At 49.3% G+C, this 14,300-nt stretch carries 18 protein-coding genes; 4 read left to right on the forward strand and 14 right to left on the reverse strand.

What is annotated here, in order from left to right; genetic code table 11:
• The 9 genes from JK216_RS03920 to fkpA all read right to left on the reverse strand — a co-directional run.
• Nucleotides 1-182 (reverse strand): GTP-binding protein (locus tag JK216_RS03920; protein ID WP_249212996.1); only part of this gene is annotated, 182 nt, incomplete at its 3' end.
• A 67-nt stretch (nt 183-249) separates the two neighbouring features.
• Nucleotides 250-2,364 (reverse strand): elongation factor G, encoded by a 2,115-nt coding sequence (gene fusA, locus JK216_RS03925; protein WP_212707419.1) that lies wholly within the window; start codon nt 2,362-2,364, stop codon nt 250-252.
• Nucleotides 2,365-2,457: 93 nt separating this feature from the next.
• Nucleotides 2,458-2,928, reverse strand: a complete 471-nt coding sequence (rpsG, locus tag JK216_RS03930; protein ID WP_038016579.1) for a 30S ribosomal protein S7 — start codon at nt 2,926-2,928, stop codon at nt 2,458-2,460.
• Between the two features lie 95 nt (nt 2,929-3,023).
• Entirely contained in the window at nt 3,024-3,398 is a 375-nt protein-coding gene (rpsL, locus tag JK216_RS03935; protein ID WP_003852912.1) for a 30S ribosomal protein S12, read from the reverse strand.
• A 124-nt stretch (nt 3,399-3,522) separates the two neighbouring features.
• Complete coding sequence (tusB, locus tag JK216_RS03940) at nt 3,523-3,810, reverse strand: sulfurtransferase complex subunit TusB (protein ID WP_212707418.1); 288 nt, start codon at nt 3,808-3,810, stop codon at nt 3,523-3,525.
• Nucleotides 3,811-3,824: 14 nt separating this feature from the next.
• On the reverse strand, nt 3,825-4,190 hold the full coding sequence (gene tusC / locus JK216_RS03945; RefSeq protein WP_343877300.1) for a sulfurtransferase complex subunit TusC: 366 nt from the start codon (nt 4,188-4,190) through the stop codon (nt 3,825-3,827).
• Entirely contained in the window at nt 4,184-4,570 is a 387-nt protein-coding gene (gene tusD / locus JK216_RS03950; RefSeq protein ID WP_212710326.1) for a sulfurtransferase complex subunit TusD, read from the reverse strand. Before tusD ends, tusC begins: the two co-directional genes overlap by 7 nt.
• Nucleotides 4,570-5,292 carry a transcriptional regulator gene (locus JK216_RS03955; RefSeq protein WP_212707415.1) on the reverse strand — a complete coding sequence of 241 codons (723 nt, stop codon included), beginning with the start codon at nt 5,290-5,292 and terminating at the stop codon, nt 4,570-4,572. The genes tusD and JK216_RS03955 overlap by 1 nt, the downstream gene beginning before the upstream one ends.
• Nucleotides 5,293-5,458: 166 nt before the next feature.
• The gene (gene fkpA / locus JK216_RS03960; protein WP_212707414.1) at nt 5,459-6,271 is read right to left on the reverse strand and encodes an FKBP-type peptidyl-prolyl cis-trans isomerase; all 813 of its coding nucleotides are present in this window, start codon (nt 6,269-6,271) and stop codon (nt 5,459-5,461) included.
• Between the two features lie 283 nt (nt 6,272-6,554).
• Between fkpA and JK216_RS03965 the strand changes: the two genes are divergently transcribed.
• The gene (locus JK216_RS03965) at nt 6,555-6,773 is read left to right on the forward strand and encodes a SlyX family protein (protein WP_212707413.1); all 219 of its coding nucleotides are present in this window, start codon (nt 6,555-6,557) and stop codon (nt 6,771-6,773) included.
• A gap of 46 nt (nt 6,774-6,819) precedes the next feature.
• On the opposite strand, the gene slyD is transcribed toward JK216_RS03965, so the two are convergent.
• The 4 genes from slyD to kefG form a co-directional block, all read right to left on the reverse strand.
• The gene (gene slyD / locus JK216_RS03970) at nt 6,820-7,356 is read right to left on the reverse strand and encodes a peptidylprolyl isomerase (protein WP_212711359.1); all 537 of its coding nucleotides are present in this window, start codon (nt 7,354-7,356) and stop codon (nt 6,820-6,822) included.
• 188 nt (nt 7,357-7,544) lie between these two features.
• Entirely contained in the window at nt 7,545-7,739 is a 195-nt protein-coding gene (locus JK216_RS03975; protein ID WP_212707411.1) for a YheV family putative zinc ribbon protein, read from the reverse strand.
• A 49-nt stretch (nt 7,740-7,788) separates the two neighbouring features.
• Nucleotides 7,789-9,600 (reverse strand): glutathione-regulated potassium-efflux system protein KefB, encoded by a 1,812-nt coding sequence (gene kefB / locus JK216_RS03980; RefSeq protein ID WP_212707432.1) that lies wholly within the window; start codon nt 9,598-9,600, stop codon nt 7,789-7,791.
• Complete coding sequence (gene kefG / locus JK216_RS03985; RefSeq protein ID WP_212711360.1) at nt 9,600-10,151, reverse strand: glutathione-regulated potassium-efflux system ancillary protein KefG; 552 nt, start codon at nt 10,149-10,151, stop codon at nt 9,600-9,602. The genes kefB and kefG overlap by 1 nt, the downstream gene beginning before the upstream one ends.
• Before the next feature lie 126 nt (nt 10,152-10,277).
• Here kefG and JK216_RS03990 point away from each other — a divergent pair, with 126 nt between their 5' ends.
• Nucleotides 10,278-12,185, forward strand: coding sequence for an ABC transporter ATP-binding protein (locus tag JK216_RS03990; RefSeq protein WP_212710325.1), 1,908 nt, complete (start codon nt 10,278-10,280; stop codon nt 12,183-12,185).
• 170 nt (nt 12,186-12,355) lie between these two features.
• Here JK216_RS03990 and JK216_RS03995 read toward each other — a convergent pair whose 3' ends face one another.
• The gene (locus tag JK216_RS03995) at nt 12,356-12,964 is read right to left on the reverse strand and encodes a LysE family translocator (RefSeq protein WP_212707409.1); all 609 of its coding nucleotides are present in this window, start codon (nt 12,962-12,964) and stop codon (nt 12,356-12,358) included.
• A gap of 81 nt (nt 12,965-13,045) precedes the next feature.
• On the opposite strand from JK216_RS03995, the gene JK216_RS04000 reads away from it, so the two are divergent.
• Both JK216_RS04000 and JK216_RS04005 read left to right on the forward strand, forming a co-directional pair.
• Entirely contained in the window at nt 13,046-14,038 is a 993-nt protein-coding gene (locus tag JK216_RS04000; protein WP_249213009.1) for a hydrolase, read from the forward strand.
• Between the two features lie 2 nt (nt 14,039-14,040).
• Nucleotides 14,041-14,256, forward strand: coding sequence for a YheU family protein (locus JK216_RS04005; RefSeq protein WP_212707407.1), 216 nt, complete (start codon nt 14,041-14,043; stop codon nt 14,254-14,256).
• Nucleotides 14,257-14,300 lie beyond the last annotated feature (44 nt).

The following is a 14,300-nucleotide window of genomic DNA, read 5'->3' on the forward strand; positions in this document are numbered from 1 at the left end:
ATACCACGTGCTTTTTCTTCTGGCGCGTTATCGATCTGCGCGAAGTCACGAGCTGCACCGCCGTAGTGTTTAGCCAGCACGGTAGTGATTGCTGCAGTCAGAGTGGTTTTACCGTGGTCAACGTGGCCGATAGTACCGACGTTAACGTGTGGTTTGTTACGTTGAAATTGCTCTTTCGCCATGGCGATATTCCTTACGTTATGCCTTCATCACCCGATGAAGGCATCTGTTCAAAATTAAACCGTAGTCTTATTTACTACGAGCTTCAATAACGGCCTGCGCTACGTTGTTCGGCGCATCATCGTACTTCAGGAACTCCATGGAGTAAGAAGCACGACCTTTGGTCAGAGAACGCAACTGAGTCGCGTAACCGAACATTTCAGACAGTGGTACCTCAGCATGAATCTCTACGCCAGTCGCGTTAGATTCCTGCCCTTTCAGCATACCACGACGTCTGCTCAGGTCACCGATGACATCACCAGTATTCTCTTCAGGCGTTTCAACTTCAACCTTCATGATTGGCTCAAGCAGAACCGGAGTTGCTTTCTTAAAGCCATCTTTAAAGGCGATAGATGCAGCCAGTTTAAACGCCAGTTCAGAGGAGTCAACATCATGGTATGAACCAAAGTGCAGACGAACACCCAGATCAACTACCGGATAACCCGCCAGTGGACCTGATTTCAGCTGCTCCTGGATACCTTTATCAACCGCAGGGATGTATTCAGTAGGAATTACACCACCTTTGATGTCGTTGATAAATTCGTAACCGTTCGGGTTAGAACCTGGCTCCAGTGGGTACATGTCGATAACAACATGACCATACTGACCACGACCACCAGACTGCTTCGCGTGTTTACCTTCGATATCAGTAACTTTCGCGCGAATTGCTTCACGGTATGCTACCTGCGGTTTACCAATGTTTGCTTCAACATTGAATTCACGCTTCATACGGTCAACGATGATGTCGAGGTGTAATTCACCCATACCAGCGATAATAGTCTGGTTAGATTCTTCATCAGTCCATACACGGAAAGAAGGATCTTCTTTTGCCAGACGGCCCAGAGCCAGACCCATTTTTTCCTGGTCAGCTTTGGTTTTTGGTTCAACCGCGATAGAGATTACCGGCTCAGGGAATTCCATACGCTCCAGAATAATTGGTGCGCTTGGATCACACAGAGTATCACCTGTAATAACATCTTTCAGGCCGATAGCCGCTGCGATATCACCTGCACGAACTTCGCTGATCTCTTCACGTTTGTTAGCGTGCATCTGAACGATACGGCCAAAACGCTCACGGGCAGATTTTACTGAGTTCAGTACGGTATCACCGGAGTTAACCACACCAGAGTACACGCGGAAGAACGTCAGGTTACCAACAAACGGGTCGGTAGCAATTTTAAATGCCAGCGCAGAGAACGGCTCGTTGTCATCAGCATGACGCTCAGCCGGAGTATCTTTACCGTCATCCAGCATACCTTTAATCGCAGGTACGTCGGTTGGTGAAGGCAGATATTCGATAACCGCATCCAGCATCGCCTGAACACCTTTGTTCTTAAATGCAGAACCACAGGTAACCAGGATGATTTCGTTGTTCAGAACGCGCTGACGCAGAGCCTGTTTGATCTCTTCTTCAGTCAGTTCTTCACCGCCGAGGTATTTCTCCATCAGCTCTTCAGAAGCTTCAGCAGCAGCCTCGACCATGTTCTGGCGCCATTCATCAGCCAGATCGACCATATCAGCAGGGATCTCTTCGTATTCGAAGGTCACGCCAGCGTCTGCTTCGTTCCAGTTGATCGCTTTCATTTTCACCAGGTCAACAACACCGGTGAAACCTTCTTCTGCACCGATTGCTAACTGCAATGGAACAGGGTTTGCGCCCAGACGGCTTTTAATCTGACCAACAACTTTCAGGAAGTTAGCACCCATACGGTCCATTTTGTTAACGAACGCGATGCGTGGAACTTTATATTTGTTAGCCTGGCGCCATACAGTCTCGGACTGAGGCTGAACGCCACCAACCGCACAGTAAACCATTACTGCACCATCCAGAACACGCATTGAACGCTCTACTTCGATAGTAAAGTCAACGTGTCCCGGGGTATCGATAATGTTTACACGGTGTGGTTCAAACTGTTTTGCCATACCAGACCAGAAAGCAGTCGTCGCAGCAGACGTGATGGTAATACCACGTTCCTGTTCCTGAGCCATCCAGTCCATAGTTGCTGCACCATCGTGTACTTCACCGATTTTATGGTTTACACCGGTGTAGAACAGGATACGCTCGGTAGTTGTGGTTTTACCGGCGTCGATGTGTGCACTGATACCGATATTACGGTAGCGGGCAATGGGGGTTGTACGAGCCATTTGATTCCTCTGAATTCCGGACGTTCTATGTAAGTAAACCACGGCGGGTTAGCTACAAGAGCGTCCGCCGGGTTAACAACTACACCGTGGTAATTACCAGCGGTAGTGAGCGAACGCCTTGTTGGCTTCGGCCATACGGTGAACGTCTTCACGTTTCTTCACTGCAGTACCTTTGTTCTCTGCAGCGTCAGAAAGTTCGTTCGCCAGGCGCAAAGCCATAGATTTATCACCGCGTTTACGAGCAGCTTCTACGATCCAGCGCATTGCCAGTGCATTACGACGAACCGGACGGACTTCAACTGGTACCTGATAAGTAGAACCACCGACACGGCGGGATTTAACTTCTACTGTAGGACGCACGTTTTCGAGCGCAATGTCGAAAGCATCCAGTTCAGTTTTACCAGAGCGCTGAGCCAGGGTCTCAAGCGCAGTGTATACGATAGCTTCTGCAGTAGATTTTTTACCATCTACCATCAGAATATTTACAAATTTGGCCAGCAACTCAGATCCGAACTTAGGATCTGGCAGGATTTTACGTTGACCAATCACACGACGACGTGGCATGGAAATTCTCCGTTGATAATTCAGGATTGTCCAAAACTCTACGAGTTTATTCTGACATTTATATTAAAACGTTTGGCCTTACTTAACGGAGTCCATTAAGCCTTAGGCTTCTTCACACCGTATTTAGAACGAGCCTGTTTACGGTCTTTAACACCTGAACAGTCAAGTGCGCCGCGAACGGTGTGGTAACGCACACCTGGCAAGTCTTTAACACGACCGCCACGGATCAGGATCACGGAGTGTTCCTGCAGGTTATGGCCTTCACCACCGATGTACGAAGTTACTTCGAAACCGTTGGTCAGGCGAACACGACATACTTTACGTAATGCGGAGTTCGGTTTTTTAGGAGTGGTAGTATATACACGAGTACAAACACCACGTTTTTGCGGGCATGCTTCCAGCGCAGGCACGTTGCTTTTTGCAACTTTGCGTACGCGTGGTTTGCGAACCAGCTGGTTAACTGTTGCCATTAAATAGCTCCTGGATTTAGCTTTAGCTTCGTAAACACGTAATAAATCGCCTCGCATTTCTACGAGGACGCAGAATTTTAGGGCCCCGTCCAAAAGGTGTCAAGAAATAACCAATACTTCTGTGCTACCAGGTGAACTGTTGCGGGTGCCGGAGGGTTAAATTAACAAACCCGGTGTAGTCTGTTAGCTGCACGCTGGCTGAGGTTTTTTCGCCCAGCCCGCGGGCTGTAATATCTTCCTGCAACACATAAAGTGTTGCCGGCGACTGTAATAATGCAGTAAGGCACTGACTTCCTTCGATAGCTGCCAGCACACCATCCTGTAATAACAGCAGGTCATCACCGGGTGAAAGTAATGCTATCAGCCCCTGTAAATCACACTGCCAGGGAGAGCGCATGAGTGTATGTAGCATCTGCTGTTTATTTCTCAGAATGTGACAATTTTATCAAAATCCGTAAGACGACGACGTAATTCGCAGGTATCCAGCACTTCAGCAGGCAATACCCAGTCGCTGTCATCAGGAATTCCACGGCAGACCAGTGACTCTCTGCACAGGTAGTACTGTTCGATGTCATACAATGGCAGTACACCGAAGGTCGCAATATAATTACGCGACAGAATCTGTTCTGGCTGCTGTTCGGGCAATAGTTGCAGAACACCGTCGCCGATAAAAAACAGAGCGCACTGGTCATTAAGGGCTGCTGTCGCCAGCAGCGCATCCAGCCCTTCCCTGCCGGCACTGCTGCCATGGGGAGCGGACATAAATACAAAGGCAACTTTATTCATCAGAATTGTACCAGCCGATCACAGGTCAGTGCCGCTTCAGCAAAAGCACCCAGCCCGCTCAGGGTAAAACCGGGCTGTAAATTGTCTGCGGGTAATTGCAGGCGCGCCGATTCAGACGCATCAGCCACACCACGCCTGAGCGCTGCAGCCACACAGATATGCAGGCCAATACCATGCTGCAGATGCAGATGCTGCCATTCCCGCACCATATCAGTTTCATCACTGGCAGGCGAAACCAGCCGATTGGCATTCAGTACCCCTTCACGGTAAAAAAACACGCTCTCAAGTTGCTGGCCCGCCTGCAGTAATGCTCTGGCAAACAATAAGGCACTGGATGACTGCTGTGTCCCGTAGGGGGCACCGGTCACCAGCAGTGAGTAACGCATCAGCGTTCACCTCCGTGAAAATCACCGTTTTTAAACTGGCGGATGTACAGGTAAACAGTGTGTTTGGAAATTTCTAACCGGTCAGCCACCTGGTTAATCGCATCTTTAATGTCAAAGATACCTTTTTCATACAGATTCAGTACTATCTGCCGGTTTTTTGCATTATTGGACACATTGCGATCATTGGTCACTTCTTCAATGGTAAATTCCATCGTCTGGGCCACCAGATCATCTACTGAACTTGCAAAGTTAACACTCGAGTCTACCTGATGCAGTTCCGGAGGCATAAAGGTCGACATGATCTGTGAAAAAGGCACATCCAGATTCATATTGATACATAACAGCCCGATCACCCGCTGACTATGATTACGGATAGCAATAGTGACTGATTTCATCAGTACACCACTTTTGGCACGGGTAAAGTAAGCTCGGGAGACATTACTTTTTTCACCCTGCAGATCATGCAACATTCTCAGGGCAAGATCCGTGATAGGTGAGCCGACCTGTCTGCCGGTATGTTCACCGTTGGCAATCCGGATTGCCGAACATTTCAGATTATCCAGCGAGTGCAGCACTATCTCACAATGAGAACCAATCAGCATGGCCAGCCCGTCAACAACCGATTCATATGATTTCAGAATGTCATAGTCTGCCGGTTCAAACGGATACCGTTCCGGGAGTTCGTAATCAGCGATATCGCCGGGATTAAAAGGATTAGACATTACAGATATTACCCCAGGTAGCTGGAGCCTGTCATAAGCACAGCCGGGCAGACTCAAAAACTATAAATAATTGAAATATCAGTCTGGCAAATGTCGATCACTTAAGCCAGCCCTTTTAGCGCGGCGGGGTAAAGAACCGCCGCAGAGGTGCGGCGGTGTAAAACAATTACTGCGCCGGGGTGGCAGCAGCTGCCGGCGCTTTTGCCGCATTATCCGCTTTAGGTGCTGGTTTAATATCCAGCAACTCAACTTCAAAGACTAAGGTTGAATTTGGCGGAATACCAGGCACACCGTTCTGACCGTAAGCCAGATCTGGCGGGATGACCAGCTCAATTTTACCGCCTTTCTTCACGTGTTTGAGACCTTCAGTCCAGCCCGGGATAACACCGTCCAGACGGAAAGATAATGGCTCACCACGTTTGTAAGAGTTATCAAACTCGGTACCGTTAATCAGGGTACCTTTGTAGTTAACCACAACCGTATCGCTATCAACTGGCGCGTTACCGGTGCCCTCTTTTTCTACTTTATACAGCAGCCCGCTGGCGGTTTTTTTCACGCCGGCTTGTTTTGCGAATTTGGCAGCAAAAGCATCACCTTTTTCGGCATTCTCTTTGGCATCTTTTTCCATTTTCGCCTGAGCGGCCGCTTTCACATGACCTTCGAAGGTCTTCAGGGTCTGTTCGATTTCAGCATCAGACAGTTTGCTCTTACCGGCAAAGGCATCCTGAACACCTGCGATCAGGAATTTTTTGTCCAGCTTGATACCAAGCTTCTCTTGTTCCTTCAGAGAATTGTCCATGTAGCGACCTAAGGAAGCACCCAGCGCATAAGCAGACTGCTGCGTCTGATCTTTAAATGCAGCATTTGCAGGTGCCTGCTCAGTGGTTTTGGCTGACGTGTCAGCAGCCATAACCACAGGTGCATTCAGCGCAACGGCTAAAGTGGTCGCTAACAATGAGACTTTAAACAATGATTTCATCCATATCTCCCAACCGAAGTATCAGACCCCGGTGATTATTGTGTTTTCATTACCCACACTATAACGGTATATCACGGTGTAACACACCATCATCACGATCATTCTCTGTTAACCTCCGACCTTTTTTGCGTCAGGAAGTTTCAAAGGATATTGGGCTGAACAGAGAATTTTCAAGGTCACCGCATACTGGGAGACAAAAATCAGCCAGATCCTGACAGCAGTGCTCGAATAATCGCAGCAGATAACGCATCATGGCGCAGAAACGAAATAATGAGGAAATATAATGCAAGCGTCCGAATGGGAAAAACGTCTGGAAGCGCTTGAAAGCAAGATTGCTTTTCAGGAACAGACCATCGAAGAGCTGAACCAGATTGTCGTCAGACATGAACTTGAGATGGGAAAAATACGGGAGCAGTTCCGCATGCTGGTTGATAAAGTAAAAACAGCCGCGCCTTCATTGCTGGCCCCGCAGTCAGAAGAGACACCACCGCCTCATTACTGACCAGAGCAGACAGCCACCGGACGGTGGCTGTCTGTATTAGCAGGGATTAGTGGTGGCAGCCACAGCCGCCGGTACCGCATCCTTCCTGACCGTGGTCATGGTCGTGATCATGCCCGTTCTCACCGTGAACGTGCCCATGGGCCAGCTCTTCTGCGGTCGCTTCGCGGATAGCCATCACTTCCACATTGAAGCTCAGGTTCTGGCCTGCCAGCATATGGTTACCGTCAACAACCACAAAATCATCACCGACTTCGGTAATTTCTACCGGTACCGGACCCTGATCAGTTTCTGCCAGGAAACGCATACCCGGCTGCAGTTCATCAACACCGACAAAAACATCTTTCGGTACACGCTGCACCAGATTGTCATCAAACTGGCCGTAGGCATCATCCGCAGCAATATTCACATCAAATTTATCGCCAGGCTCATGATTTTCCAGTGCTTTTTCCAGACCAGAAATCAGGGAACCATGACCGTGCAGATATTCCAGCGGCGCATTTGCCGGTGATTCATCAACTAATACGCCATCTTCTGTACGTACCTGATACGCCAGACTTACTACCAGGTCTTTTGCTACTTTCATGATATCTCCTAACCGTTGAGAGCTTAATTCCCGTCTCATTGGTTTATTCTTGCCTGCAATAACACCAACCAGAAAGGTCCTGACCGGAAAAAAATCGGGTTAATTTCCTCTCCGGTCTTAATGGCGCTGATTGTAGCGAAATTCAATCCCACTGTAAGTTTCAGTGTGAAAAAAAACAAAAAACCGCATTATTCAGGGGTAAATACGCCAATAATCTGCTCATGCTGACGAATATTACCGGCAATCGCTTTTTCGGCTTCCCGCATCTGATGACCACATTTCACACATTCGACAACATCAATACTGTTTTCCTGCCACATGGCAAGAGTGTCTTTTTGCTGACAATGGGGGCAAACAGCACCGGCAATAAAACGTTTACGCATTTCAGCTCCAGCTTGCTATGTTTATCGGAAAGTAATCACATCACGGTGGTTAGCCGGGTTCATCCCAGCCATCAAACTGTTGTTTTTCTTTCTGCATTTCCCGATTAAAAATATCTTCCAGTTCACGACGGGCTTCACGCACACGGGAAATCTGCCCGTTATCCTCATGGTTCGGCATCAGCTCACGCAGCATCCGCATATCCAGACGGCGGAAGTGTAACTGGGCACGCATCGCCTGATGCGGATGCATTCCAAGCGTAATCAGTGTCTTACGTCCGAGTTCCAGTGCACTGGAAAAGGTTTCACGACTGAACTGCGTCACTCCGGCCTGCAGCAGTTCATGGGCTTCGACACGTCCGCGGGCACGGGCAAGAATTTTCAGATGCGGGAAATGATGCTGACATAACTGTACAATCGTCATTGCATCTTCGGGATCATTACAGGTCACCACAATAGACTGTGCCCCTTCAGCTCCGGCAGCCCGTAATAATTCAAGTTCGGTCGCATCGCCGTAATAGACTTTATAGCCATATTTTCGCATCAGACTGACCGCACTGATGTCCCGCTCCAGTACCGTAATACGGGTATTATTCGCCATCAGCAACCGGCCAATAACCTGACCAAAACGGCCAAACCCGACCACAATCACCTGAGGCTGATCATCTTCGACATAATGTTTTTCATTATTTTCATCACCGGATTTATTGAAGCGACGGACCAGTATTTTATCCACCCCTTGCATCAGCAACGGGGTCGTCATCATGGATAATGTGACCGTGACCAGCAACAATGGCAACTGTTCTCCTGAGAACAAGTGTGCCGATGCCGCGCCAGAGAATAAAACAAAAGCAAATTCCCCGCCCTGACTTAACACACCGGAAAACTGTAACCGTTCTGAACTGCGTAAACCGTAAATACGGGCCAGAGAATAGAGGACCAGTGTTTTAACGGCGACCAGCACCAGTACTGCGACCAGAATTTCAATAATATGGGTGTACAGCACCCCCAGGTTCAGGGCCATACCGACAGAAATAAAGAATAACCCCAGTAATAGCCCTTTAAACGGCTCAATCGCCACCTCAAGCTCATGACGGTATTCACTTTCTGCCAGTAATACCCCGGCAATAAAGGTCCCCAGCGCCATTGACAGCCCCAGTGCATCCATAAATACGGCTGATCCAATAACCAGTAATAATGCGGCAGCCGTAAACACTTCCCGGACGCCGGAGGCCGCAATAAAACGGAAAATAGGTTTCAGCAAAAAGCGCCCGCCAATCAACATGCCGGCAAACGCCAGCACTTTCATACCGACTTTTATCCAGTCGGTAGGGTGGTGGCCATCACTGCCTGCCAGTAAAGGTATCAGTGCCAGGGCGGGGATAACCGCCAAATCCTGAAACAATAATACTGAGAAACCAAGCTGTCCGGATTCACTGCGATTCATCCCTTTATCGCGCATTAACTGAAGCGCCATCGCGGTCGAGGACATCGCCAGACCAATCCCCCCGATCAGGGCCGCCTGCCATGAGAAGTCAGTCAGCCACAGTAACCCTCCGAGGATAACAGCAGAGAAAATAACCTGAGCAGCACCTACACCAAATATTGAACGACGCAGCTCCCAGAGTTTGCCAGGGTTCAGCTCCAGCCCGATGATAAACATCAGGAAAACAACGCCAAGTTCAGAAAAGTGCAGAATCTCGTCGACATCACTGATCAGCCCGATACCCCAGGGGCCGATAGCAATCCCGGCCAGCAGATACCCCAGAACCGCGCCAATACCAATCCGTGCAGCAATCGGTACCGCAACCACTGCTGCACCCAAATAAATAACACCTGCGGTTAACAGGCCCGGACCTTCCATCAAATAACCCCCTGAGGTAACGGCTGAGACAACCAGTCATGATAAGCACTGGCATAGGTTTGCATTGCCTTTGCCGTCTGACGTCTGGCGCAGTAAATCACCATTGGTGTGAGCCAGTGCATGCGACAGGTTTGTGCGGTCAGTTCAAAAGGACGCATGATTTCGGTCATCGGATAACGGTTAAGCCCGTGCTGATGATAGGCCGTTTCAGGCTCTCCGGTAGTGACGATACTGCGCCAGTACTTTCCGGCAAGTGCATGCTCCCCACTGCCGGTGGCGAAGCCCCGCGACAATACCCGGTCAAACCACTCCTTCAGTAACGCAGGACAGCTGTAGGTATATAACGGGTGCTGAAAAACGATAATGTCATGTTCACGTAATAGCTGTTGTTCGTAATGAATGTCGATGAAAAAATCAGGATAAAATGCATACAGATCATGCACAGTCACGTTTTCCTGCCGCTTTGCGGTCTCCAGTAAGACCCTGTTTGCCACCGACTCCTGTGATTCCGGATGAGCATAAAGCAGCAGGATTTTAGGCTGTGTTGACATTGTTCTCCTCCAAATCATCGTCACGGATAACTATTTCAGCTACCATGCAGCACATTACGAAATATTCTGTTTAATCGCTGGTTCATTTTAGCTGATAATTTAACATATTCTGACGATACGGCGCTTATGATTGTCTTCTCTTCGCTACAAATTCGACGCGGTACCCGGGTACTGCTGGAAAACGCTTCCGCCACCATTAACCCCGGACAGAAGGTCGGTCTGGTCGGGAAAAATGGTTGCGGGAAGTCCACCCTGCTGTCTCTGCTGAAAGGTGAAATTAACAGTGATGCCGGTCATGTTAATTTTCCTGGTAACTGGTCGCTGGCCTGGGTAAATCAGGAAACGCCGGCGCTGGATCAGGCAGCTATCGAATACGTAATTGACGGAGACAGAGAGTTTCGCCAGCTGGAAAATGCTCTGGCGCAAGCAAATGCAGAAAATGACGGTAATAAGATTGCGTTACTGCACGGAAAACTGGATGCCATTCAGTCCTGGACCATACAGTCACGGGCTGCCAGCCTGCTACACGGTTTAGGATTCAGTCAGCAGCAATTACAGTCTCCGGTAAAAGATTTTTCAGGTGGCTGGAGAATGCGCCTGAACCTGGCCCAGGCCCTGATTTGCCGATCAGATTTGTTATTGCTTGACGAACCGACCAACCACTTGGATCTTGATGCTGTTATCTGGCTGGAGCGCTGGCTGAAAAGTTATACCGGCACACTGATACTGATTTCACATGACCGTGACTTTCTCGACCCGACCGTTAACAAGATTCTGCATATTGAGCAGGAAGATTTGGTCGAATACACGGGTAATTACAGTGATTTCGAACGTCAGCGGGCAACAAAACTCGCCCAGCAGCAGGCACTTTACCAAAGCCAGCAAGCCCGGGTAGAGCACTTACAGCACTATATCGATCGTTTCAGAGCCAAAGCCACCAAAGCAAGACAGGCCCAGAGCCGGATCAAAATGCTGGAGAAAATGGAACTGATTGCCCCGGCACATGTGGATAACCCCTTCAGTTTCAGTTTTTTGCCGCCGGAAAGCCTGCCAAATCCATTACTCAAAATGGAGAAAGTAACGGCCGGTTATGGCGAAAAAGTGATTCTGAATTCGATAAAACTTAACCTGGTTCCCGGTTCACGTATTGGCTTACTTGGCCGTAACGGCGCAGGAAAATCTACGTTAATCAAATTACTGGCTGGCGATCTGGCACCGCAGCAAGGTGAAGTAACGCTGGCTAAAGGTATTAAGCTGGGTTATTTCGCCCAGCATCAACTGGAATATTTACGGGCAGATGAATCGCCATTACAACACCTGCAACGCCAGGCACCGCGGGTGCTGGAACAGCAACTGAGGGACTACCTCGGGGGCTTTGGTTTCCAGGGCGACAAAGTCAAAGAGGCTACAGGGCGATTCTCCGGCGGCGAAAAAGCACGGCTGGTACTGGCACTAGTGGTCTGGGAACGTCCGAACTTACTGCTGCTGGATGAACCGACCAACCACCTTGACCTGGATATGCGTCAGGCGCTGACCGAAGCGCTGATGGATTACGAAGGAGCATTAGTCGTGGTGTCCCATGACAGGCACCTGATTCGTGCCACCACCGATGACCTGTATCTGGTTGACGCGGGCAATGTCGATGTATTTGATGGTGACCTGGATGATTATCAGCAGTGGCTGACAAATCAGCAAAAAAACAGTACACCACCTGAAGAGGTAAAATCCGCGTCAGGTAACAGTGCTCAGGCCCGTAAGGACCAGAAAAGGCGCGAAGCAGAGCTGCGTATCCAAACCCAGCCACTGCGTAAAAAGACAGAACAGCTGGAAAAACGCATGACGGTCCTGCAAACCACACTCAGCGAAAATGAACAGTTACTCAGCCAGCCGGGAATTTACGAGCAGGAGAGAAAAACGGAGTTAACTGCCGCCCTGAAAATACAGGCAGAAAGCCAGTCAGAGCTGGAAGAGTGCGAAATGGAATGGCTGGAATTGCAGGAACAACTGGAAACAATAAGCTCCGCAGCATCCTGAGGCCGGGCAGGCCCCGGGGGTCTGCAGGACACAGCCTGCGACGTCGGATCCGTGTGCCCGCAGAGAAATTACCAACAATTACATGACAGACCGACTCTGATTTATTTAAAATCCCTCGGTCATCATGACCTGTGTGGAGTCTCCGGCGGTTATTCCCTGGTTCGGCGGTATTACAGCCAGATAAGGATCACACAGGATGCGGTAAGCAGCCCCATGCAGATATTAAATATTTTCCAGGCGCGGGGGCTTTTCAGCCAGCGTCCGATAAACGAACCAAAGCTAAGCCAGATAATACCGGCCACAATATTCACCAGGAACATTGCAAAGCTGATCGCCAGCACCGATGAATGATACTGAGCACCTGCAAGACTAAAACTGGCTACCGCGCCCAGTGACATCAGCCAGGCTTTAGGGTTAATTAACTGCAGTATCCCTCCCTGCCAGAAAGGCATGGCTTTCCCGGGAACCGACAGATTACTGATATCCAGCTCTTCATAAGGCGCACTGGCAATTTTCCAGGAAAGCCAGAGTAAGTACAGGCTGCCCGCAATTTTCAGCAATAAATGAATAGCAGGATAGACCAGAATAAGACCGCCAATACCGAAGGCAACCATAAGCAGCATAATCTGCATGCCCAGCATAATGCCAAGCATTAACGGAAATGAGCGAATAAAACCAAAGTTGGCACCGGATGCAGTAAGTAACATATTATTAGGGCCGGGTGTTATTGCTGCAACCCAAAGAAAACCCAGTAGCGAGAGAAATAATCCCATTTCCATGCGTGACACCATTCCTGTCTCAGGATTAAATTAACCTTTGAAACTATACAGTGAGTTATGGATCAGACAAGACCCGATGGTATGAAAATTTGTCGTAATACAGGTGAGGAATTTACCCCAATTCCTCAGCTGAAAAACCCTCATATCCAGACCCTTCTGCCAAGGATCCTGCGCCGGATTGTGCGGATTAAGCCTTACTGGCAGCGGCTTGAACTACCTGACGGTGATTTTGTCGATCTGGCATGGAGTGAAAATCCGCAACATGCACAACATAAGTCACGTGCTGTTATTTTTCACGGACTCGAAGGTAGTATCAACAGCCCTTATGCTCACGGGCTGCTGTCAGCATTTAAGAAACGGGGCTGGCTGGGGGTGGTGATGCACTTCCGGGGCTGCAGCGGTGAGTCGAACCGGAAAAAACAAAACTATCACTCCGGGGATTTTGCTGACGCCAGTTATTTCCTGCGCTGGATGCAACAAACGATGGGACCGGCACCGACTGCCGCCACCGGGTTTTCACTGGGCGGAAATATGCTGGCTTGTATGATGGGCTCCCTGGGCAGTGACTGTCTGTTGGATGCCGGCGTTATCGTGTCGGCCCCTTTAATGCTGGAGCCCTGCAGTTCTAAGCTGGAACAGGGCTTTTCGCGTTTTTATCAGTTCTATCTGCTGTCGCAGATGAAAAAAAGTGTTCGCCGGAAACTGAAAGCATATCCCGGCCTGCTGGATATCTCTCTCGAACGCCTGAATAGCATTCACCGGCTAAGGGATTTCGATGATGAAATTACGTCTAAAAACCATGGATTTACCGATGCAACCGACTATTATCGTCGTGCAAGCGGCATGCCGCTGCTTTCCGGCGTCGAAAAACCGTTACTGATTATCCATGCCCGGGATGATCCTTTTATGGTGCCTGATGTCATTCCCAATCCGGAGCATCTGTCACCGAGCATTACCTACCAGCTCTGTCAGTACGGTGGCCACGTTGGTTTCGTCAGTGGTACCCTGACCCGCCCGGTCATGTGGCTGGAGCATCGTATTCCTCAATGGCTTTCAACCTGGCTGGATAAATAATTGTGATCATTCCATGGCAGCAAATAGATCCTGATACGCTGAATAATCTGATTGAGTCTTTTGTCCTCAGAGAAGGCACAGACTATGGTGAACAGGAGCGTTCATTGTCAGAAAAAACGGCCGATATTCACCGGCAGCTCACCGCCGGGGAAATCGTCGTGGTGTGGTCGGAATTACATGAGTCAGTCACACTGATGCCAGCGCGTAATTTCGGTTAACCGCGGATTTGTCCCGTACTACGACAGATGACACCCGCGGCCAG

It is taken from the genome of Tatumella sp. JGM94, assembly GCF_018257595.1.
GTDB lineage: Bacteria > Pseudomonadota > Gammaproteobacteria > Enterobacterales > Enterobacteriaceae > Tatumella > Tatumella punctata.

Coding starts and splice junctions, on each gene's coding strand:
- JK216_RS03955 (WP_212707415.1), bottom strand. CDS start 5,292: ATGTCTAATCCTTTTAATCCCGGCGATATCGCTGATTACGAACTCCCG.
- fusA (WP_212707419.1), bottom strand. CDS start 2,364: ATGGCTCGTACAACCCCCATTGCCCGCTACCGTAATATCGGTATCAGT.
- JK216_RS04000 (WP_249213009.1), top strand. CDS start 13,046: ATGAAAATTTGTCGTAATACAGGTGAGGAATTTACCCCAATTCCTCAG.
- slyD (WP_212711359.1), bottom strand. CDS start 7,356: ATGAAAGTAGCAAAAGACCTGGTAGTAAGTCTGGCGTATCAGGTACGT.
- JK216_RS03975 (WP_212707411.1), bottom strand. CDS start 7,739: ATGCGTAAACGTTTTATTGCCGGTGCTGTTTGCCCCCATTGTCAGCAA.
- kefB (WP_212707432.1), bottom strand. CDS start 9,600: ATGGAAGGTCCGGGCCTGTTAACCGCAGGTGTTATTTATTTGGGTGCA.
- JK216_RS03995 (WP_212707409.1), bottom strand. CDS start 12,964: ATGGAAATGGGATTATTTCTCTCGCTACTGGGTTTTCTTTGGGTTGCA.
- rpsL (WP_003852912.1), bottom strand. CDS start 3,398: ATGGCAACAGTTAACCAGCTGGTTCGCAAACCACGCGTACGCAAAGTT.
- JK216_RS03965 (WP_212707413.1), top strand. CDS start 6,555: ATGCAAGCGTCCGAATGGGAAAAACGTCTGGAAGCGCTTGAAAGCAAG.
- JK216_RS03990 (WP_212710325.1), top strand. CDS start 10,278: ATGATTGTCTTCTCTTCGCTACAAATTCGACGCGGTACCCGGGTACTG.
- rpsG (WP_038016579.1), bottom strand. CDS start 2,928: ATGCCACGTCGTCGTGTGATTGGTCAACGTAAAATCCTGCCAGATCCT.
- tusB (WP_212707418.1), bottom strand. CDS start 3,810: ATGCTACATACACTCATGCGCTCTCCCTGGCAGTGTGATTTACAGGGG.
- kefG (WP_212711360.1), bottom strand. CDS start 10,151: ATGTCAACACAGCCTAAAATCCTGCTGCTTTATGCTCATCCGGAATCA.
- tusD (WP_212710326.1), bottom strand. CDS start 4,570: ATGCGTTACTCACTGCTGGTGACCGGTGCCCCCTACGGGACACAGCAG.
- fkpA (WP_212707414.1), bottom strand. CDS start 6,271: ATGAAATCATTGTTTAAAGTCTCATTGTTAGCGACCACTTTAGCCGTT.